Below are 22,840 nucleotides of genomic sequence, written 5' to 3'. Positions count from 1 at the left end.
CGCCCGCGCGGCAATTCTGAGGGACTGTGGGTGGTCCGAACTGTTCATTGTGACCGGGCCCACCGGATGTCTCTCTCGACATCCTTAACGTAGTTTTTCCAGTGGAAGTCACCGCCGCCAATGTGACCAAGTGAACTGGGTTGGATGGTGGCTTCGGTGATTTCGACCAGTTTGAGCCAGTGGTCCTTCGCGGCTTCCAATTGTTGAACCGCTAGCTCCTTGTTGCCCTGATTGAGGCTTACGGCGGCACGGAGCTTATCGGCAAAATAAAGGCCGAGCTGGCTCCAAGCACGGACGTCTGCAATTTCAAACTGCAGCGAGGGAGGCGGATTTTGGATGGCGTTCACAATCTCGAGCGCTCGCGTGCAATCCTGCTCGAGAAGGTCGGCGAGTTCAGGTGGGGTGATGCGGTCTCCGAAGTCGCGGTTACCTTGTCGATACTCCTTAATCGAGACGAAACGAGGCTCGGTCGTGTCGGTCCGCATCATCTGGCGTAGTGTGAGGAAACCGCGGCGCGAAAGAAAACCCTCGGTGTAGAAGGTATAGTCCCATGTCCAGCTGAAGAATCCGGCGATCCGCTGGGCGGTTTGCGAGGCGAGCCGAAATGCTTCGACCATCTCCTCTCCGTGTCCGCCGGGGAAGCGCTCATCGTAGGCGGCGGCGAAGACTTCGTTACCGAGATCCGGCTTGTAGAGGAGGCGCCCCCAAAGCATATAGAAGAGCCATTGTCGCTCGAAAGCCCATTTCCAATCGACGTGTTCTTGATCGGAGACGGTGAAAATATCAGCAGCCGGAATGTAGCATTCGGAACCGATGAAATAGCCTGCAACGAAATCCTGCCCGTTTAAGCGGATGTGCTCGCGGATGAAGTCCGGTTCGCCCCAACGCAGACGGAAGAAGTCCTCATTGCGCACCATCCACGCCATCTTGTGGTGGCTCGGGGCTGGATTGGTCCAATACTCCTCGCCGGTCCCACCACCATGTGCCTTGATCAGGGTCGGAGTGGAGTGGCCATGCGACCAGTTGAATTTCAGCTCGACGATGATGGGGCTCTCCGGTGTATCGAGCCCGGATCGGTCGATTGCCTGTCGGTTGAGGGTGTGGTCCCCCTTGAGGGCGGCTCGATAGATGAATTTGATCGGGCGATCCGCGGCCCGAATGCCTTCGAAAAAGACGTCCTCAACCCAATCGATTTGAAGTTCGCTGGACCAGCCTTCCATGCCCTCGCCGAGGGTTACGCCAAGGCCGGTGAGATCGGGATACTCGTTGATGACCTGAGTGATCGATTCCCGGTTGTATTGGCGGATGAGGGGACTATCAATCCCCTCGATAAAGTGGTGCCCGGTATCGACGTTTCCATCGCCGTAGTGCTCTTTGAAACCCTCGGAAACAAAGGCATTCCAATTGAGTAGGTAGGTATCGATTCCCCGATTCTTGGCCATCCCAAAGAGTGCATTCCAAAATTTCTTCCACTCCGCCAATTCCTCCTCGGAGTGGGAATTGGCCAGCGGAAACGATTCGCTTCGAACGAGATCCGGCCATGGATGGATGTTCCAGAGAGTGAGGGCGTTGAACCGGTTCTCGACCATCATATCAAGAAAGTCCTCCCACATCTCGAGATCGCGACAGGCTTCCAGATTCGCCTGAAGCGCTGGAAATTGACGATAGGAGGACCAGGGGAGATTGAACTTGATCGCGCGGAACGGGAAACGCGGGTTTTGGGTGACCGGTTCTACGGTATCGAGGCTTCCTCGAAATTCGATTTGTTCTGCGAGTTCCATGAGACCATACAGAATTCCCTTTGGATCGACGGCACTAATAGTCAGGATGTCCTCTTCACGCTGAAGGCGGAAGCCTTCCGGCTGGAGGCCCTCAGAGTTGGATTCGGAGATGATCTTTGTTCGAATATCCGCTCCGTTTTCGAGGTCATCGTTAGCCAGGCGAACCAGCTGTGTGCCCGCTTGCAGTAAAACGGATTCCAACCGATCGGCACCGTATTGCTCGAGTTTAGAGTCCTCGTCGAGGGCGAGGATGATTTCTACCCCAGCCGATACCGGAAGACTGACCAGGCCAGCCAGGGGGAGAAATAGGATACACGGTTTCAGTAAACCTCGGGGAAAGTTATTCATTGAGGATATTACTTCGCTGCTTAAATTGAACATACTCGGGATTCGATATCGGGATCGATATCGGGTCTCGAGTGCTTTCGATAGCGATACCGATTTCGATTTCGATATTTACATTATGCTTTGTATGAGGCGCGGTTTAATAAAGCAAAGAAACCTCTTTAGCACTGACCTGGGCTTCAGGGGGGGGAGCGGAGAACAGATTCATAGCGTGACCATCTTACGGTGCACTGACGAGAAAAATCGTTTTACCGAAATTACCCAGGAGATCCTGATCGATTCCAACTCCTCCATCTTTCGTCTTGAGCTGAAAGTCTGTTCCAACTGCTGGTTCCCGAGTGTCATCAAACTCCTTTCTTGTCTCCCGGTGGTAACGATGGCTGTCTCGATCCCGAACGAGACCTTTGGTAGATCCTTGGGAACAATTTGGATTTTGAGGAAGTGGAATACTTCGGAGTTGCCGAGACCGTTGAATGATCTCATCGATCTGTGAGTGAAGGTTCTCGGGTTTTTGGTTTTTACGATTTTCGGTTCGATTGCGGTTGCAAAGCCGGTTGACGCGGATCGCTACGCTTCCGTCTACCGGCAGTTCATCGATTCTCCTTCGCCGCTTCCCGATGACAGCGTCACGCACTTTGTTTTTCTTCCGCGGAAGGAAATCCGGAACCATGCTTTCCTGAACAATGACCGCGTTGCCGGGGCACAGGTGCTCTACCCTTGGACCCTGCTGGAACCATCCCGTGGGATCTATGACTTCTCCGCAATCCAAGAGGACCTGGATTACTTGGAGAGCAAAGGGAAAAAGCTCTTCATCCAGCTTCAGGATACCAGTTTTGTTCCCGATCGGCACGTGGTTCCACCCTACTTGCGGACTTCGGAATTTGATGTTGGGGAGTTTGCGAAGAGGAATCCGGACGGTCTGCCTTCGGGGTGGATTGCAAAACGCTGGAACGCTAATGTTCGAGAGCGGTTTGGTCAGTTATTGAAGGCGCTCGGAGAGCAATTCGACGGCAAGATCGAAGGGATCAACCTACCGGAAACTGCGGCCGAGGGCTTGAGTGAAGAGACTGATCCATCCTTTACTCCGGAAGCCTATGCCGAAGGGATTCGGGCAAACATGCTCGCTCTCAAGCGGGCATTCCCGAAATCGGTTGCGATCCAGTATGCCAACTTCATGCCCGGCGAGTGGCTGCCTTGGAATGACCGGGGATACCTTCGCTCGGTTTATGAGTATGGCGAAGAGGTTGGAGTCGGTCTCGGAGGTCCGGACTTGATGGTGGGGCGTAGATCGCAGCTGAACCATACGCTGGCTTTGATGCACGAAAATACTTTTTCGGTTCCTCTGGGTATCGCTGTTCAACGCGGGAATTACATCGGGATGACAGGAGCGGACGTCGCCCCGGGTGAGGAAATTCCGATCGGTGAGGCCACGGAATCAACTGGAGTTCCGATGCTTCACGCCTTCGCCAAGGAGTTCCTCGGTGTGCAGTACATCTTCTGGCAAAACGAAGAACCCTATTTTTCGAGGGATGTCCTGACTCACCTGAGGTGAGAATTTAGAAAAGGATCTTTTGACGCTCTTCAAAGCCGAGGTGAGCGATTGTGCGCAAGGAAACAAACCGCTCAGAATTCCCGCAAGAGATCGGTCAGAAACGTGGCATTTTCGCTTTGGACCGACGCTAACTTAAGACTCTGTATCGACAATATCGTAGCATCCGCCGCGCAGGCGGATGACCTTCTTTCAATGAGTGTCCACCGCCTTTCGCGGTTCATCGGTCTTGGCGACCGATGCTACCGAGAGTCATTCAGAAAGTCGCTTAAGTTCGCGCCATTCGGGTCAAACTGATTACTGAAGTTCGACGGTAACGATTTTTCCTTTGGAGAGGGAAAGGTTTATACACCCATTCTCGAATGGGAGTTCCTCACCCCTGACTTCATTGAGATTGTTTAGCCAGGCATGTTCAACAGGGAGATCCGTCCGAATCGTGGTGGTCTGTTCTTTGTCAGTAGGGTTACAAAGACGCAAAATCAGCGCATCACGGTCTTCGGCTTTTTTGAAGGCGGTAATCACAATCGCTTTGTTGTCGATGGAGTAGTGCGATGCGCTGCTTGGGAGATCTCCCCCGCGGTTCATCGAGATCTGCACGGGTACCACCTTGGCGTTCAGTTTATCTGCCTCTGCATAGACCTTTCCTTCGACCCAGTCTCCTTTGTGCGGGTAGATCGCGTATTCGTAGTCGATGGTCTGCAGCATTTGGCTTCCGAGTTTTTCGGGAAACTCGGAGGAAATGCGGGACTCGGTGCAAATACGGTTCCGTGTAGCGCGAAGCAGAGTGATCGCCAGGGTGCGGCGCTCGTCCTCGAGAAGTTGGAACTCGGTCAAGCAGTTGTTGAGAACGGAAAGCCCGCATTTGCCGTCGCTTGCGGAGCAGAACTCGGCCATGGGTCGCAGAGCCATCTCCGGATAATACTCGCCGTTTTCTTCCCTCTCGTGAACGATCTCGCGACGGTCGACGGTAAAGTGCCCGGCTGCATCGGAAAAATCGGTCTGCACGTCGGTTGGAATCAAGACGCGAAGGCGATGGTCTTTCGCCGTATTGTTGATCGAGGTCTTGATTCGGAGGTGCTTCGAACCCTTTGCCAGCGTCAGATGAGAGACGATTTTCAGATCGACGAGTTCTTCGCTCCTTTTCCCATAGCCCTGAATCTTTACGTTCTCGTACTCAGCATTGGCCGGAACTTGCATAACCGTCTCAACGGCGATCGTCGCACTCAGTGATCCGTTGTCCTCCAGCCAGATGCGCGAGTTAAAGCCGCGGCTGCTGATGGCCTGGTTATTGAAAGGGACGTAAAACGCCCAGTAATCGCCCGTGTCCCCTTCGTCTTCGAAGGAGTGCACGTTTTGAATTGTCCGTCCGTTCTGTTTGTCGGTCAGATCGAAGGTTCCGTCGGGGTTCACCGCAACCCTCAGGAATTCGTTCTCGAGGGAGAGGGAGTCCTTGGCGATTGGGTTTTGAACGCTCTTGCGCATGGGTGGCCACCACTCTTCCTCTCGCCAGAACGTCGACTTGTGGGTCACTTTGACAACCTTGTAGCCGCCCGCCGGGATTTCGCCGGTTTCGAGGTAAACAAAGTGGCGGTCTACGTTAAGAGGCCAGGGGCGTGCTTCGATATCGTGGACCGGCTGCTTGTGTTCGTCGCGGGAGATCGGCTGAACAACCAGGGGATTTCCGTTCTCTTCGGCCACACCGATGGCCCAGACATTCTTTTCCTGAGGAGTATCGACGACGATTTTGATGACTTCGTTGACCGGACGCGGTTGCGGATTGTGCAGGAGAAGGAGTTGGTCCTCCTGACCGAACGCGGAGAGATCGAGTCGATTGAGTAAGCCGGCGATACAGTCTTCGTAGATGGACTCGCTGATCTCGATGGCTTGGTTGATCCGGTAGAGGTTGTCTTCCACCGTTTTATCCTGCGTCACGCCGTTGATCGAATCGTGGGGGTGGGATTTGAGAAGGTAATTCCAGCCGCGCTTGAAGAATCCATCGGGATACTGCCAGCCGAGCTTGAAGAGAGAAGCGGCCAGAGGTTCGGTGCGGCGGATCATCGTGTTCTCCGCAGCCTTGTTGAGCTGTTTGATGTGGATTCGTGTCGACAAGGCGTTGGCGGAAGCCCAGCAGGGCTCGCCATCGCGCAGCTCTCCATGGACCACCGGCACCTGGCTCCGGTCGATCCGTTCTTCTAGTCCCGAGAAGTATTCCTCCAGGGAGCCCATCTTGAAGTCGATGTCGGGAATGGCCTCGTTGCAGTCGGCAATCATCCTCGGGAGATACGGGTTGGGAGTCGAGAAATCGCAGCCGCACATGAGTATCCGGTAATCCCCAACCAGAGTCTTCTCCATATTGTCCCAAATGCGCTGGGCTCCATCTTTTACGTTCTCCTTGAAATAACCATCCTCGTGATCGACCCGGAAATAGTCGTTTCGAGCAAGCTCCGCATCGGCACGGTGGTAGGCGACACCGGTTTCACCCCATTTCCACGCGAACTCGTTATCATCGTAAATGTTGTTCAAGCGGACTGGGAAATGGAGATAAAAATAAACGTTTTGTCTGGTAAAGTGTCCAAGTCGCGAAGTGAGGAGCTGAGATCCGTCAGGGGCTGTCCACATGAACTCGCAAAAGGGAGCGCGTTCCTCGGAAACCTTCTTTGCCGCTACGGCATAGTTGATACCAAGGTCTTGATAGATTTGCGGGAACTGCGCCGTCTGCCCCCACCCAAAGGTATGGTAGGCGATTGGGTTGTAGCCGCCAAACTCTTCGGCGAAACGGATCCCCTTGTTCAGATTGCGCACGAGACATTCTCCTGCGATCGGGAAGAGGTCGGGTAGGGTATACCAGGGGCCGATTGCCAGTCGTCCCGCTTTGACCTGAGCGGCAATGCGGTCCCGGTTCTCCGGCTTGATTTCAAGGTAGTCGTCGATACAGACCGTTTGGCCATCGAGAAGGAACCCACTGTAGTCAGGGTCATTCTCCAGAATTTCGAGCAACCAGTCCATAAACTCGATGAGCAGGGAACGGTTTTTCCAAATCGGGTAGCGCCACTCTCTGTCCCAATGAGTGTGAGCAACAACAATAGCAGTTTTCTTTTCAGGAATATTCATCTCTGTGGACTATCTGTAGGAGAGTAGGTGTTTGACAGATGCAACGCGAAAAATTCAAAATAAAAATTTGCTAGGTCAGCAAAGAAAACAAAGCCCCATGAAAATCTCACGACGCAACTACTTGAAGACGACAGCAGTCGCTGCTGCCAGTTTCGCCTTACCCTGTTTCAGCATTGGACAATCAGGGCGCGGTGCAAACAGCAAATTGAACATTGGTCTCGTTGGAGGTGGTGGAATTGCAAAAACAGCATTTGGCGACTGTCGTAGAGAAAACGTTATAGCAATCGCCGATGTCGATCAGGTTGCTGGGTCCATTGGCTTCAATACTTTTCCCGATGCACAGCGCTACGTCGATTTTCGCCGCATGCTGGACGCTCACGGTGACGAGTTGGATTTGGTTATCGTCAGCACTCCGGATCATACCCACTTTGTTGCCACTTATGCCGCAATGGAGCGTGGAATTGCCGTGCACACCCAAAAACCTTTGACCCATAACATTTGGGAGGCACGAACGCTTCAGGCCGCTGCGGACAAGTTTGGAGTTCAAACTGTAATGGGGAATCAGGGTCACAATATGGAAGGGATGCGTTTGATCCGGGAGTGGTATGAGGCGGGCCTTGTCGGTAAGGTCAGGGAAGTCCATGCTTGGACAAACCGAACCTCGGTAAACGTGAAGAACGAGGGCACGACTCCTCCTCCAGAACCGGTTCCGCCGACTTTAGATTGGGAGTTGTGGCAAGGACCGGTGCCCGAGGCTGCCTACAACAAAACTTTCGTTCCAAAGGGCTGGCGTTGGTGGTGGCAGTACGGTCTCGGTGGTTTGGGAGACATTGGCTGTCACACGTTGGAAATTCCCACGTACGCAATGCAATTGGGCTACCCGAACTTGGTCTACATGGCTCCCGAGATGGACTACAGGAACGAGTTTGATGGCAAAAAATCGAAAGCTGCGAGCGCAACCTATGTGTATGAATTTCCTGCGCAGGGTAGCCAGCCGCCGGTTACAATTTATTGGTATGAGGGCGGTCGTTTACCTCGATTCCCAGAGGAGATCGAAAAGTCCAGAGTGCCGTTGGAAGGTGGGTGTCTTATGATCGGTGACAAGAATATCCTCTTCTCACCTGGTATGCGGCCGAGCAGTCCACGGCTGGCGAACGACTGGATGGAGCTTCGACGTCAGCTTCCACCCAAGACCCTCCCGCGGGCTGTTGGAGGTCCGGTCAAAGAGATCATCATGGCAATAAAGGGAGAGATCCCGGGCTGTGGCTCCAACTTTGATTACGCAGCTCCGCTGACCGAGACCGTGATCCTTGGGACCATTGCGGTTAGGTCAGGGAAGAATGTGGAGTATCTCCCGGATCAAATGCGTTTTAAGGATCCATCCCTCGATTTCTATATTCGAGAGCCTGTCCGATCGGGTTGGGAATACGGTGAAGGATTGATCCGTTCCGGTAGCTGATAAAACGTTTACTTCAATTATGGCTATCGTTCTCCGACTGCTTCTTTTGTGCGGCGTTGTGCTTTGCGGGACGTTGGGAACCCGTGCAGAGAAGCCGAACGTGATTGTCATTTTTACCGATGATCAGGGTTATGGCGATCTAGGCGTTTACGGGGCTGAGGGGTTTTCGACTCCGGAGATTGATCGGATGGCAAGTGAGGGCATTCGATTTACAAATTTCCACGTAGTTTTTCCGAGCTGCACCATGTCGCGGATGGGGCTTTTGACCGGGCGCTATCCCTACCGATGGGGAAAAATGGGGGGAGTCTACTTTCCGTGGAGTCGCGACGGACTGCCTCAGAGTGAGGTCACGATCGCGGAAATCCTGAAGGAACAGGGCTACGCAACCTCTATCGTTGGAAAATGGCATTTAGGGCATTTGCCCGAGTTCCTTCCTACAGAGCAGGGGTTTGATTCGTATTTCGGAATTCCCTACAGCAATGACATGGCCCATGACGGTGGCATGCCGCTCGCGCCGAACGCAAAGCTCCTTGGCGGCATGACGCTCGAAGACTATCATGCCTATCTTCCGCAGGAAGTGGGAAAGGACGAAGGCCGTGAGTTGTATAGAAAATACAAAGACAAGGTTCCTCTGATGGAAAATACCGAGGTGATCGAGTGGCCGGTGGACCAGACGCAGATCACGCGGCGGTTCACCGAGCGTGCCATCGACTTTATCGATGAAAATGCAGACCGACCCTTCTTCCTCTATCTCGCCCATTCGATGCCGCACGTCCCGCTTTTCGTGTCTGACACCTTCGAGGAGCGAACGGAGCGAGGTCTCTATGGCGATGTGATTGAAGAAATTGATTGGTCGGTCGGACAAGTGTTGGAGGCACTGAGGGAGCGTGGACTCGATCAAAATACCCTGGTTGTTTTTACTTCGGACAACGGTCCATGGCTGGCTCAAGGGGATACGGGTGGCTCGGCCGGGTCTTTGCGCGACGGCAAGGGCACCACTTACGAAGGTGGGCAGCGTGTCCCCAGCATTTTCTGGTGGCCTGGTCGAATTCCAGCAGGTGTCGTGTCCGATTTCGACGGTAGCACCCTCGATATTTTGCCGACCGTAGCAGCGCTTGCTGGTGCCGAGCTGCCGACGGATCGCGTCATCGATGGTCTTGATATCCGGCCTGTTCTTTTGGGGAATGAATCGGAGGCGCCCTCGCGGGAATTCTTCATTTACGGCGGAGGCCAGGGGATTTCGAAGGACGGTTGGAAATACCGGAAAGGAAGGCTTCATGGAACGTGGATCCGGAAGCAGAAGGGTGCTGAAAACCCTCAAGTGGAGCAGCTTTTCAACTTGGAGGAGGATCTTGGTGAGCAAACGAACGTGATTGAGCAGTATCCGGAGAAAGCGAAAACGTTGAAACAGTTGCTCCAGAGGGAGATGGCTGCGATGAACCCGAACTCGAATTAGTCAACGACGCTGACCTACAGCCGGTTTGATCAGAATGATGCAGTTCCCAAAATTAGGAAATAACGCTGAGTCACTTGGGCTCACATCCATCGAATCGACCAGCGATCACCGCTTCACTGCTGGCCGGGATGGAGTGCAGGCCATAGCGAAAACAGGCGACGGTAAAGTGGAGTTTGTTGGGTTGCCGAACCAGACTCTTGCTTTGGTCAACTCTGCGATGGGCTACCCAGCCTATTATCCGGTTGAAGATCTCGGCGAAGAGCTGCCGATTGAAGCGGTCCTCATGGATTTGGACGGAACAACGGTTCACAGCGAGGAGTTTTGGATCTGGATCATTCAGATGAGCACGGCCAGTTTGCTTGGAGACCGGTATTTTGAGCTTGAAGAAGCGGACCTGCCTTATGTTTCCGGGCATTCCGTCTCGGAGCACCTTCAATATTGTGTGGACAAATATTGTCCGGACAGGTCGGTCGAGGAAGCCCGCAAATTTTATTTCGAGCACACCCATCGCGAGATGAAGTTGATCCTGGATGGAAAGGGAAAGCCAGGAGCCTTTCGCCCTTCACCTGGGATCAAGGACTTTCTACTCGAGCTCAAGGATATGGGTATCAAACTTGGCTTGGTTACCTCCGGTTTGTATGAGAAAGCTTACCCGGAAATTCTGGATGCCTTCAAAACTCTCGATCTTGGCGACCCCACGCATTTCTACGATGCGATCATAACAGCCGGGTTCGCTTTGAGAAAGGGCGAGACAGGAACCTTGGGTGAACTTTCGCCTAAGCCGCATCCGTGGTTGTATGCGGAAACCTTTCGAGTCGGTTTGGGTATGGATTTTTCCCGGCGTGGGTCTGCGATTGGAATCGAAGACAGTGGTGCGGGGATCTGTTCGATTCGACTCGCCGGCCTTCAGGCATGGGGGATTGGTGGCGGCAACATTGAGCAGTCCGGAACGAAAGGTCTGTGCAGCATTTACGAAGAGGACTTCGAATCGTTGCTGGCGAAAATCAAATCTCGGTCGTAAGCGATTGGTTCAATGATACGCGCTTTTGTATTTTGTTTCATCTCCCTTCGACTAGGAATTTCGGCCGTAATTGCGCAGGAAATTGAGTGGAGAATCATCTCCACGGAATACCCGACTGACGATGTGGTTGTGGCGGGGTTGAACGTGATTGATTTTGGTGCTGACCCCAAAGGCGCGCGAGATTCAACCAGGGCTTTCCAACGAGCCTTGGATCGGATGGGAGACGCTGGCGGTGGGACGGTTTTCGCGCCGGAGGGCAGATATCTTTTTGAAGGGAGCCTGGAAATTCCAGTTTCCGTGACGCTTCGGGGGGAGTGGCGTGCGCCGACTGTTGAAGACCCTACAGTTTGGGGAACGATATTGATGCCTACAGGAGGGAAAGGAAACGCCGAAGGAGAACCGTTCATTACCGTCGATGTGTGCGCTGGGGTTAAAGATCTGAACGTATGGTACCCGGAGCAGAATTTAGAAAGGCCGATTCCTTACCCGTATTCGATGATCCAAAAGCGTGGAAACAATGCCACTTTTGAGAATCTGACGCTGGTGAACCCGTATCAGGGAATTAAGATCGGACCGGGTCCAAATGAATTACACTTTGTCAGAAACGTTTATGGAACACCGATCAGGACAGGAGTATGGTATGATTCTACGACGGATATCGGTCGTCTTCAGACCATAGTCTTTACCCCGTCTGTGTGGAGGAATAGCGGCTTGCCGAACGTTCCACAGAACTACTCATGGATTCGGCAAAATGGCACCGCGATATTCATGGGGCGTTCCGACTGGGAGTACGTAGCAAACGTTCATGCGCAGGGTTACCGTCGTGGGTTTCACATCGCAAAGGGCGAGAGAGGTGCAGCGAATGCACAGTTTTACCGACTGATTCTTCGTGATTGCGAGGTAGGGATGGAGGTCGAGGAGACGAACCCTTATGGGATGGTTTTCACGCAGTGTTTCTTTGAGGGCAGCGAGCATGGAGTTTTGGTCGATGAGCCGTTCAAATCGACGATCATGTTCTCGAACTGCATCTTTACCGGCGGTGAGGCGATCCGCTCAAACGGTCGGGGCAAGATCCTAATGGAGCAGTGCCAGGTTGCCAATGGTGATGTCGTAGTAGAGGCGGGGGTCCTTGTTTCTCTAAACCCAACCATGCAGGACCCTCAGGCCCGTTTTGCCCTTTCCGGGAGTGTCGAAGGACTTGCTCTGGCGGGTCAGAGGTCTTGGCAGTCGCTGGTTGAAAGTCAGGGTTCAGGGAGAGTAGTCCAGATTTTTGATCAGGATCTTCCTTTAAATCCGCTTCCTTCCTATCCGAAGGATCCGCAGAGGGCTTTTTACCCCGGGAACCGTGAGGTTCTGGAGGTCGTTGAACCCTCTGGTAAAGACGATACGAACCCGATTCAACGTGCGATGGAAAGTGTCTCACGAAAGGGTGGTGGAATTGTCTTTCTGCCGGCCGGAGATTATCGCCTCGAGGGTCAACTGGTGGTTCCTTCCGGGGTGGAGTTGAGGGGTGTGCATGATGTGCCTCACCATACCATGGGTGGAGGAAGCGTCCTGCATGTTTACGGTGAGGGCGAGGAACCGACTTTGGTGCTTAGCGAGCAAAGTGGTTTGCGCGGGTTGGGCTTCCATTACCCGGATCAGGATGTGGAGGTGATCCGTCCCTATCCCTTTTTGATCCAGGGCCGAGGGAGTGACATCTACGTGATTAACGTTAACGCGGCGAATCCCTACCGCTTCATCGATTTCATGACTTATCGCTGTGATCGACACTACATCGACTATGCATCCGGGGCTCCCTTGTTGATGGGAATCCTCGTTGGTGGAGGCAGCGAAAGTGGCATAGTCATGAACATGCAATTCAACCCTCACTATTGGGGACGTTCACCGAATCGGAACCCACTTTACGCAAACCAACCCAACGGTGGCATCGCCGGAGGCAGTGGAAAAATTCTTTGGGAGTATCAAAAAGAGAATCTAGACGCGTTGGTCGTGGGAAGCACGAAGGGCCAGTTTCTCTTTCAGAATTTCGTCTATGGTTCGCTCTATGGAATTCATTTCACCGAGCAAGAAGGAGAGGGTGCTGTAGATTGTGTGAGTCATGGTCACGGTACTGATGGGTCTAAGATCGGCGTTTTTTTCGAACACGGTCACGGAACCATCACCATGGTCAACAGCGAGTTGGTCGCGATGTCGTCCACCGACAAGACTGCGATCCGAATTGGCGACAACTTTGACTCGGAGGCCACCTTGATCAACACGATGATTTGGGGCCAGCCTGACCGTCTTGCCGAGGTTTTAAATGGCACTCTCACCCTTCAGAATATGCACGCCAACCGTCATGGAGAAGGAGCCGTAATTACCGGAGGACAGCTTCGAGGCTACAATCTTAGTTTTAATAATCTCGGACAGCACCTCTTTGTAGATCGAAACTCGCGGGCTGAATGGATCGGAGTAGTTACCAGGGGGCCTTTCATTCGGACTGGGGAAAATGCTGACTATGAACTAGTTATGGAGCGTGGCCGTCGATAGGGTAGCGACTTGATTGGTGAGGAAATGGGTCCGCGGGATCTGCTCAAAGCTAGGGATGAAGTATTTTTGTAGTTGCAGATAAAGGATCGGGGAATAAACGTTTCCCCAAGCTATCTTATCCTTACCCAAAAGCCCATGAATCGCAGAAAATTCCTCAAAGCTTCGAGTGCCGTTTGTGCCTCGAGTCTCTTCATTCCTAACATCATCCGTGCCGAGAACCTCGGCGGCCAGAAACTCCGCCTCGCAATGATCGGCGTCGGAGGACGTGGTGCGAAGCACGTTGACGGCCTCTCGTCCGAGCAGTTTGTCGCTTTTTGCGATGTGGATGAAGTCCGGGCCGCAAAAGCTTTCAACCAGTATCCAAACGTTCCCCGGTTTTCAGACTTCCGAGTGATGTTTGACAAGATGGGGGATCAGTTCGACGCGGTTTCGATAGCGGTACCCGACCACATGCACTATCCGATTGCTCTTTGGGCGATGGCCAACGGGAAACACGTCCTTTGTGAGAAGCCTCTTGTACGCACGTTTGAAGAAGCTATGCTGTTGAAGGAGGCTGCAAGGCAGTCTGGGGTGATCACTCAAATGGGTAACCAAGGGCATGCCAATAGCGGCCTTCGTGACATTGAAGAGTGGATTGACGCCGGACTGATTGGGGATGTGGAGGAAGTCTACCACTGGACGAACCGACCGATTTGGCCGCAGGGAATGAGTTCCTGGCCACAGGCGCAGCCTTCTCGGAGTTCAATCGACTGGAACCTTTGGTTGGGCGTTGCCCCGGAGCGGTCCTACAGTGAGGAGATTGCTCCCTTCAACTGGCGGGGATTTTGGGATTATGGTAGCGGTGCCATTGGCGACATTGCGTGTCATGCGATGGACGTGTCCTACACACCGCTCAAGTTGGGATTCCCGTCCAGAGTGGTTTCGGATTCCGTCGGAACGACGGAAGTAGCTTTTCCGACTGAGTCTACGATTTACTTCGAGTTTCCGGCGGCCAACGGGCGTGGTCCCGTGCGTATGACCTGGATGGACGGCAGCCGACGGCCTCTCGATGTCCCGTTTGTCCCCAATTCTGCGATCCAGGCAGACCCTGAAAGGAACAAAAGAGGAATGCCAAGCGGCTCTGTCATTGTCGGTTCAAAAGGGTCAATTCTCGCGGACATGTATGCGAAGCGCGGCCGCATTTTTCCCGACGAGTATTTCCGGCAACTCCGCAAGGACAAAGCAATGCCGGCAAAAACACTGGATCGAGTCGACGGCACCCACTTCATGGAATGGGTGGATGGTATCAAGGCAGGAAGGCAGCCAAATGGAAACATCGTTGACTACGCGGCTGATTTCACCGGCACCGCGCTGATCGGAGCGATCTCGTTGGCGGTTCAAGGTCCGCTGGAGTTCGATTCGGAAAGGCTTCAGTTTTCGAACAGCGCTCAGGCGAATTCATTGCTGAAAAGCCAATATGAGTATCGCCCAGAGTTTTTTGCTGGTTGAGGTTGAACCACGGAACCGGCTCTGATCGCCTCTGCTGGGCAGCTGATTTAACTTCGGTTTTCTGAAACCCAATTCCCAAATTATGCATTCTACACTACGTGCCGGCCGATTGCTCTGGCTCCCCTTCACCGCGCTTCTAGTTTTCGGTTTTACAAGGGTTGGGGCAGACGAGATCCATCCTCACTACGAAATTGGTCTGTCGATGTATTCGCTGCGCCAGCTCTTCCAATCCGGTGAGCTTCATGCCTTTGACTACCCTGATTTTGCGAAAGAGAAGTTCGGAATCACAAAAATTGATGTTTGGGATGGCGGGTTTCCCGACGGATGGAAAAACGACCCCAATTTCATTCCGGAATTGAGGAGCAGGGCGGAGGCCGCTGGAAGTGAGATTTTTCTGGTGATGGCAGGAATCGTCAATGCGACTCCTTCGGCCGATAAGGCACTTGAGAGGAATGGTCTCAAATACAAGTCCTATGTCGACATGGCCGAAGCGCTTGGATCGGAGTACGTCAGGGTTTTCGTTAAGGTGGATAACAGCGCTCCGGACGAGGAGTCTATCCGCCGGGCGGCTGTCGCATTGGGTGCCCTCGCAGATTATGCCCTGCCGAAAGGGGTAACAATCGCAATTGAACCCACGCCTCGATCAACGCCCCTGGGCTCCTACCTTGCCACCTTGGTGGAGACGGTCGATCGACCGAACTGCCGACTCATGCCGGATTTTGGGAAAATGAAGGGAACCGATTTTTATCAGGGAACCGAGGACATGATGCCTTACACGGTGGTCGTTTCGGCGAAAGGCCACGATTTCAAGCCGGATGGGACACAGAAAGACTTTGATTATCCCCGATTGATGGAAATTGTCCGCAAAGCCGGATTTACCGGTATCGTTGCCATCGAATACGAAGGGAAGAACCTCGGCCCGGTGGAGGGTGTTCAGGCGATGAAGGCCCTTTTGGAGGCCGGTAATCAGTAGAAAGCCCTACGTCTCGCGTCGAGGAATAGAGCACGCGGTGTTTTGAAAACTTGTTCCATCGGCAAAGGGTCTCCAAAGTGCACGGATCCCAGTGGGAACGAGCGGTAGATTTGGGACTTTGGTGCCTTCCCTGTCTACTAAGCAAGGACGAATCTGGGTATGGCAAGAAGAGGTGCGGTTGGATTTTTTTTCAATAAAATTGAGTAGTGAATGAGATCGTTTTCTGACCTATCAACACCACCTTCATTTTGCTCGATTTTTCCAATGAATCTTCGCTTTGAATCGCCAATCCCTTTCTTGGAAAAGGTGCCTGCCACTACTGCTCAAGAAAAATGGGGTCTTCCTAGGGGATTGATTTTTGAGGTGGCCAGAGGTTTTCCAGTTTTGGCACCGTGTCGCATCAAGAAAAGTTCATTTCAGGCTACAGAAAATTTTGTAAAAGTAGTTAGAAAATTGCGGGAAAGACTGGACGTGAAACCTTGCATACGGAAGAGAAATAGTTAGGTTTTGCCTTGTAAAGTGCATCCCCAATTACTATTGATTAATCGTTTTCTCATAATCCCTTCAGAAACGTACCCGTGTTCTATCATGAAGACCCCAGCCTCACTCTCTCGCTTTCCTCGAAGTAGGAGCGGTTTCGCTCTTATCATTAGCTTAGCCCTTGTGGCGTTTGCTGTTCTGCTCATCGTTAGTCTGAGTGCCTTCGTTCGTGTCGAGGCACAGTCGTCCTTAACGGAAGTCAAAAATCTACAAGCCCGCCAAAACGCGCTCCTGAGCCTGCGAATCGCAATGTCGGAACTGCAGTCAATGATGGGTCCGGACCAGCGGGTGTCCGCAAGGGCTGAGCTGATTAACAACAGCAACAACACCCGTACCAACCGGATCGGTGTTTGGTCGGCTGCTCCCGACGGGCCGATTTACAATCAGGGAGATATCATTGGGTGGCTCGCCTCTGATGCCAGAAACACGGGTGGGTTGATCACCAACTACAATCAAGGCTCTCTCCCCGGCAACGCAGTTTCAGTCGAGCTTCTTGGAGATGGTTCCCTGCCTATGGCTGGCGGGACACTTGTTGATCCAAATGATGCAGTGGTCATTGATATGCAAAATACCACGATTGAACTCGGTGGCGATGAAGTGGGAAGGTATGCGTGGTGGGTCGACGACGAAGGTGTTAAGGCTCGGGTGAATCTAGAAAGAGAAACTCCAACGGAAGACGACGAGGACTACAGAGCGGTTTTGGAGTCGATGGCGTTTAGCGAAGGGAATCCGTCGCAGCTGCCTGCATTCACGAATGAAGCGACGACTCTCGAGGACATCGGTTTCGATGGTTTCAATGACCGGCTAATAGAGTTTACCGATACGAAAACCCAGCTGACAGGCACCCAAGCTGATTCGTTCAACACTTACTTCGGCGATCTAACGACGTGGTCGTCAGGTGTGCAGGCGAACGTGAGAGATGGAGGCCTTAAGCGTGATTTGTCTTTGGCCTTTGAGATGAGCGACATTGACTTTTCTCAGTCCCGTTTCGGACAACAGGGCCGGCATAGTTACGACGTTGACGGTTTTGGCTTCGTCCAACCTGTCTTTGCTCTCACTCAGGCGGGAGACGTGATTGACGGCACTAGCGATTTTGATCCGGGAGTAGGGGTTTTCGCTCATGGACCACTTTGGAGTCTGCTGCGACAATACTACCGAATCTATCGGGAAATTGCTAACCCGCTCACAGATCCTGTTTTTTCGTCGCAGGTGTTTGGTCCAAACGTGAGACACGGTACTTACCCAATAACGACCTCGAACATCAATAGGCAGCCTGCGATGCAGTATTCCGGGGGACAGAGTGACATGAGTGGTAGTTCGAACACTCTGGAACCCGCAGGGGCGCTTGTTCGGATGCGAATTCAAGTCGCGAATTCGACGATTGATGAGGACCAACTAGGGGACCCCTATCGCGCAAACATAGGAAGGGAAAATAACCTTTCACCTATGGCTACCGCAAACTACGTCCCCTACATGATTAGGATGGCCCATGAGTTTGGAGTCACGTTTCTGGAGAATAATGTTGTAAACGGACTCCAGCATTACGAGACGGCAAGCCGCGCAAGGAGCACGTTTGTGATCCACAACCCCTACAACGTAAAGCTTGAACACCCCGAGATGAACATTGACTTCGAGGGACCTCAGTTTTCCGTTTCTGCATACAACACAATTACTGGGGACGTGGTAGAGGCAGTTGATGGAGATGGAGCCCCCCACGAGTTCTACACCGACGATTGGCTGAATATCCCGACGCGACCTCTTCACTCACAGGCGCGGATACGAACAAATACAGGGGATCCGATGGAACCCGGTGAAATAAAGTCTTTTAGAGGCGTTACGGGCGACAGTTCGGCTTTTGCTCAAGAGCTTGCGAACATCACTGACTGGACAGGATTTCAAGTCGATCGGGGGTCCGGCAACGAGACTTTTGGTCCGATGCTTCCTGTGCCTGCAGGCGGTGTGCGAACTTTCGTAGGACGGGTCCAAAACTTCAGAAACGTGAAGACGGTGTTTATCAACAATAACGAGGATGACAATCGTGACCCAAAGACGCGTTATTACTCACAGCTCGAGCTGAATGTGAATACCTTTTTTGATGACGGTAATGTCGGTGGGTACGACACTGAAATGGATACGCAGTGGCCGATGACCCATTCGATGACCACTATGGTCGCGGGGATTAATTCTGGCTACGAGGATGTCCTAAGATTAGGCCAGTTCAACCGTAGCAAACTCGAGTCGGCCTACCCAGATCCAGAGGAAGAAAATGCATTCACACGAGGCCCCAACTACCCAATTACCACCATTCCGTTTTCGTTTGGGCAAAATGCTAGCCCCTCGGCCTTTAACACCTTAAACGGCCCCCTCCCGCTCGTAGCGATCGATTTTCAGCTCAAACCAGTCGAGTTTGACCCATTCTTGGAAGGAAGCGGAGGCAGGAACCCAGTTTACCCAGCTTTCGTCTTAACGAATCCAAACGCTCCGGTTAAGGACAACAAAAACTTGCTACCTGCCGACGATATAAGGGGCGAGGGCATAGGGTTTGGTGCATTCTCGCCTGGGTGGTCGGTTACGCTTGCGCAGGCCCAAGGCACCGGACCCGATTTGCGGTCTTGGGGTCCGACCGACGGAAGTCTGCAGAATGGTAGCAGCTCGTTGACCAACATACAACCAGTCATGCTTGAGCTGCCAACTGCCCCGGTTCTTTCCCTCGGGAAGCTACAGTTTGCTAACGTTACTATCTATGATCACATGCCAGCTCTCGCGATCAGCAATTCGTTTGCCACTCCCTACGTGCCGCTAACAGAGAAATTTGAGATGTATGAGAATCGATACGGGAATGACCGGATCTTTATGGACATGTCGTATCTCATGAATGAAGCCCTTTGGGATGGCTATTTCTTTTCTTCATTATCGCTACCTTACAGACCGGATGAATACTCCGGAGCGGTTCAGGATACATTTGACGCTGCCTTCAATACTTCCGATCCCGAAACATTACCCAATCCGCGAGTTGAGCTTGAACTTGGAGACGGAGAATCAGTCAGCTCGGTCATCACGAAGCTGTTTTCATCCCGGGATCCATCGAGTGAAGGTTATCTTCGCGCTGCGGAAAATCTTATGGTGAGGGGAGCCTTCAATATCAACTCCACATCTGTTGATGCATGGAAAACACTTCTTGCTGGAGCGAGGGATCAAGCGGTTCTTACGTCTGGTGGAGGCCTTGAAACACCTTCATCCAGTGGACAAACACCATTTTCCCGGTTTTCCCAGGCGGTGGCTTCCGAGACCGCGGGCACGGACTTTATCTCCCAGAACGATTGGGGCGGTTTTCGGAGTCTCTCCGACGGTCAGATTGAAGACCTCGCGACTGCTATTGTTGAGCAAATCAGAGAGCGAGTTAACTCAAACGGCCACCCATTCCTTTCGTTGTCCAGCTTTGTGAATCGCAGTTTATCCGACGACGAATTCGGACGTCGCGGTGTCTTACAAGCGGCAATCGATGAGGCGGGTCTAAACTCTAATCTTCACAGTGGTTTGATCGACGTTGATACCGCTGATCTCAACACTGACTTCATCAACTTTGGTTCGAACGCAGATAATCTTTTGCTTCCGGACGACTCCAATCCATCCGCTGCTTCGACTGTCCCCAACTACCTCTTACAAGGCGATATCTTACAGGCAATCGGGTCCTATGTTTCTGCAAGGAGTGATACCTTCCGCATTCGTTCCTATGGGGAAGCGGTGGATCCTGTTTCGGGACAAGTCAGCGGTAAAGCTTGGGTTGAGGCGATTGTCCAGCGTGTTCCCGAGCCCGTCGTGCCAAGGGCAGGCACGAGTGCTTTGGCCGACCACGAGTATTGGTCCGCCCTCGAGGCCAACGGTGACTCTACGCCTTTCGGTCGCAAGTTTTCGATTGTCTCATTTCGTTGGCTTGACGAAGACGACGTTTGACGGTCTGAAGGTCTGAATGTGGAGCGATGCAAACACGTTTGAGTCCCTTTCTGCTTACTCTTTGGCTGGTTCTGTATGCGAAAAGCACTTTTGTCTATGCGCAGACCGATAATTACGTGGATGTCAATGTGTCCGCGATCACTCTAAGCGGCGGGATCAAGGATCTAAAATACGAGTCGAACGGTGCAGTAGAGTCACTCAATGTTTTTAACAGTGTGCGTTCTGAAACATTTCGTTACATAGGTCCTCCCGAACTTACTTTTTTTAGGGAGCTTCCACCTGGAGAGGGCGGGGCTGAGCCAAGGCGAAGGATCGTTGGGAAGATGAGTATCCCAAAGAAAAGCGGGGATTTCCTTGCGGTTTTCATAAAAAGTCCATCCGAAAGGGAACGATATCGGGTCAAGGCAATTCCTGACGACGTGACCACCTTTAAACCAGGGATGTACAGGTTTCTAAACCTTACGCCTTATCAAATTGCGATTCAAATCGGAGAGACAAGAAGCGTTGTGCCGAGAAACGGGTACAAGGACGTAGAGAATCGGGGTGAAGAAGGACAATATCAAAATACTGTCATGGTGAGTCTACCCAAACAAGAAGGCGACGAACAAGTGAGGCCTTACCGTGTTTTCAAGGGCAGTCTTTTTTACTCCTCTAGACTTAGAACTATGTATATTTTCACGCCAATTGAAGGAGGGCGCCCGGGACGAGTACAGTTCTCGGAAATCCGTGAAAGCCTCTAAGGTAGGAAAGTCGGAGACTACGTAAATTAGGTTGGAGGATGTAAGGTCTGAGCGAGAGACGCAATTCTCTACTGACAAGAATCTAACGAACCCGAGAATCACAGAACATGAAGGAATCCCGCCGAGCGTTTCTTAAACGAACTGCTGCTGCATCTACGGGAGCGTTTTTAGGGGCACCTTTGATTGTTCGATCCGATACTCTGGGAAATAGTAAAAAGGACGCGGCGAATTCGCGGATCGGTATTGGGTTTATTGGGACCGGGCTCATCGCTACTGGCAATCACCTTAAGAATTTCGGGTCGAATAAAGCGGTTCAGCCTATCGTGGTCTGTGATGTTAAGCCGGAGCAGCTTCTCCGTGCGCAGGAGGTGTTGCGAAAGAAGAAGCACCCGAATGTTCCCGGGACCGCCGACTATTTTGAAGTGTTGGAAAACCCCGATGTCGATGCTGTGCTCGTGGCTACCCCGGATCATTGGCATGCTGCGATTGCGATCGAGGCCATGAAAAGAGGTAAGGATGTCTACGTTGAAAAACCGATGACCCTCACGATCGAGGAGGGGAAAGCACTGGTTGAGGCACAGGAGAAGACTCAGCGGATTGTCCAGGTCGGATCTCAACAGCGGTCAACGGTGTATTTTCGGATTGCGGCTAACCTCGTGCGAAATGGAGTGATCGGTGAGCTGAAGGAAATTGATTGCCGACTGGGATCGTTTCCTCAACCGCCTGCCCAAGAGGTGACGGGGCCAGTGCCAGACGGATTTGATTATGACCGCTGGCTAGGACCGACTCCTTTTTTCGAGTATTCGGATCATCGGGTTCTAGGGGACTACAGTGGTGGATGGCGTTGTTATTGGGACTACGGAGGTCGAAAAAATGGGGATTGGGGTGCGCACCATTATGACATTGTTCAATGGGCGCTTGGCCGGGATGACACGGGCCCTGTTGAGTTCCTACCCGCGGGTTTTGACGGATCCGATTTTCACCGGTTTCGGTATGCAGACGGGTTGACAGTTTGGCGCGATCGTGAGCCGGACGCTGAACACATGATCCGATTTACTGGCACTGATGGAGAGATTCTCGTGAGCCGTGTTTCGATTCAGACCTCGCCCGCCGAACTCCGGGGATTCCGCCCGGGCCCCAACGACATCACGGTCGAAGAATCAAAAAACCACGTGAGGAATTTTCTGAACTCGGTAAAAAACCGGAAATCTACGATTTGCCCTTCCGCAGTTGGCCACCGCACAGCAACGATCTGTCACCTCGCCTCAATCGCAGAGAGATTGAATCGTCCAGTGGTGTGGGATCCTGTAGCAGAGCAGGTGCTCGGAGATCCTGAGGCGGCATCCATGCAGGATCGACCCCGGAGAGCCGGTTACGAGCTGCCTCAAGTCGGCTAGAGCATAAAGTCGACTCAGTGAAAAGAGTTTCTCCGGCTGGGAAAGCTCTGGTCGAGTAAGTCACTGAGCTTTTTCCGGTAGGAAGAGTATTCGGGGTTTTCGGTCAGGTTAAAATACTCCCCGGTGTCCTTACTGTGATCGTATAGTTCACTACCGAATTCGCCGTTTTTACCCCATTCGATATAGCGCCACCGGTCCGTGCGAACACTGTAGCCCATCCGGTCGCCACGGGTCACTTGGGTGAAAGCTGCGTCCTTGATCGTTGTCTGTGGGTCATCCAAGACCGGGCGAAGGGTTTGTCCCGACAGTTCGTGCGGGGGCTCCAGACCTGCAAAATCCAAAAGGGTTGGGTAGAGATCGATAAACTCCATGATGGATTTGGTTGGCTGCCCCATTCCATCAGCGCCGGGAACCCAAATGATCATTGGAGCGCGAGCCCCCCACTCGTAAAGAGTGACCTTGTTCCACCAATCTTGTTCACCGAGGATTTCCAA

Annotated in this window: 13 protein-coding genes; 10 read left to right on the top strand and 3 right to left on the bottom strand. The window is 52.6% G+C overall.

Going from position 1 to position 22,840, the window contains the following annotated elements:
- Positions 1-44: 44 nt before the first annotated feature.
- Positions 45-2,129 carry a hypothetical protein gene (locus tag AAGJ81_02045; GenBank protein MEM0964919.1) on the bottom strand — a complete coding sequence of 695 codons (2,085 nt, stop codon included), beginning with the start codon at positions 2,127-2,129 and terminating at the stop codon, positions 45-47.
- Positions 2,130-2,619: 490 nt separating this feature from the next.
- Here AAGJ81_02045 and AAGJ81_02040 point away from each other — a divergent pair, with 490 nt between their 5' ends.
- On the top strand, positions 2,620-3,678 hold the full coding sequence (locus AAGJ81_02040) for a hypothetical protein (protein ID MEM0964918.1): 1,059 nt from the start codon (positions 2,620-2,622) through the stop codon (positions 3,676-3,678).
- Positions 3,679-3,972: 294 nt separating this feature from the next.
- Here AAGJ81_02040 and AAGJ81_02035 read toward each other — a convergent pair whose 3' ends face one another.
- Positions 3,973-6,786 carry a glycoside hydrolase family 38 C-terminal domain-containing protein gene (locus tag AAGJ81_02035; protein ID MEM0964917.1) on the bottom strand — a complete coding sequence of 938 codons (2,814 nt, stop codon included), beginning with the start codon at positions 6,784-6,786 and terminating at the stop codon, positions 3,973-3,975.
- Between the two features lie 97 nt (positions 6,787-6,883).
- On the opposite strand from AAGJ81_02035, the gene AAGJ81_02030 reads away from it, so the two are divergent.
- From AAGJ81_02030 to AAGJ81_01990, 9 genes are all read left to right on the top strand, one after another.
- Positions 6,884-8,245, top strand: a complete 1,362-nt coding sequence (locus AAGJ81_02030; protein ID MEM0964916.1) for a Gfo/Idh/MocA family oxidoreductase — start codon at positions 6,884-6,886, stop codon at positions 8,243-8,245.
- A gap of 19 nt (positions 8,246-8,264) precedes the next feature.
- Positions 8,265-9,701, top strand: coding sequence for a sulfatase (locus AAGJ81_02025; GenBank protein ID MEM0964915.1), 1,437 nt, complete (start codon positions 8,265-8,267; stop codon positions 9,699-9,701).
- A 34-nt stretch (positions 9,702-9,735) separates the two neighbouring features.
- A complete protein-coding gene (locus AAGJ81_02020) occupies positions 9,736-10,722 on the top strand; it encodes an HAD family phosphatase (GenBank protein ID MEM0964914.1) in 987 nt (328 codons plus the stop codon).
- A 12-nt stretch (positions 10,723-10,734) separates the two neighbouring features.
- On the top strand, positions 10,735-13,254 hold the full coding sequence (locus tag AAGJ81_02015; protein MEM0964913.1) for a glycosyl hydrolase family 28-related protein: 2,520 nt from the start codon (positions 10,735-10,737) through the stop codon (positions 13,252-13,254).
- A gap of 135 nt (positions 13,255-13,389) precedes the next feature.
- The gene (locus AAGJ81_02010) at positions 13,390-14,742 is read left to right on the top strand and encodes a Gfo/Idh/MocA family oxidoreductase (GenBank protein ID MEM0964912.1); all 1,353 of its coding nucleotides are present in this window, start codon (positions 13,390-13,392) and stop codon (positions 14,740-14,742) included.
- An 82-nt stretch (positions 14,743-14,824) separates the two neighbouring features.
- Positions 14,825-15,715, top strand: coding sequence for a sugar phosphate isomerase/epimerase family protein (locus AAGJ81_02005; protein ID MEM0964911.1), 891 nt, complete (start codon positions 14,825-14,827; stop codon positions 15,713-15,715).
- Between the two features lie 588 nt (positions 15,716-16,303).
- Positions 16,304-20,209, top strand: coding sequence for a hypothetical protein (locus AAGJ81_02000; protein MEM0964910.1), 3,906 nt, complete (start codon positions 16,304-16,306; stop codon positions 20,207-20,209).
- 26 nt (positions 20,210-20,235) lie between these two features.
- Positions 20,236-20,949, top strand: coding sequence for a hypothetical protein (locus AAGJ81_01995; protein MEM0964909.1), 714 nt, complete (start codon positions 20,236-20,238; stop codon positions 20,947-20,949).
- Between the two features lie 107 nt (positions 20,950-21,056).
- Positions 21,057-22,346, top strand: a complete 1,290-nt coding sequence (locus AAGJ81_01990) for a Gfo/Idh/MocA family oxidoreductase (GenBank protein MEM0964908.1) — start codon at positions 21,057-21,059, stop codon at positions 22,344-22,346.
- Between the two features lie 14 nt (positions 22,347-22,360).
- On the opposite strand, the gene AAGJ81_01985 is transcribed toward AAGJ81_01990, so the two are convergent.
- Entirely contained in the window at positions 22,361-22,840 is a 480-nt protein-coding gene (locus AAGJ81_01985; protein ID MEM0964907.1) for a sulfatase/phosphatase domain-containing protein, read from the bottom strand.

The sequence above is a fragment of the Verrucomicrobiota bacterium genome (genome assembly GCA_038744685.1).
GTDB lineage: Bacteria > Verrucomicrobiota > Verrucomicrobiia > Opitutales > Puniceicoccaceae > Puniceicoccus.
This window is presented reverse-complemented; position numbering and strand designations above follow the sequence as displayed.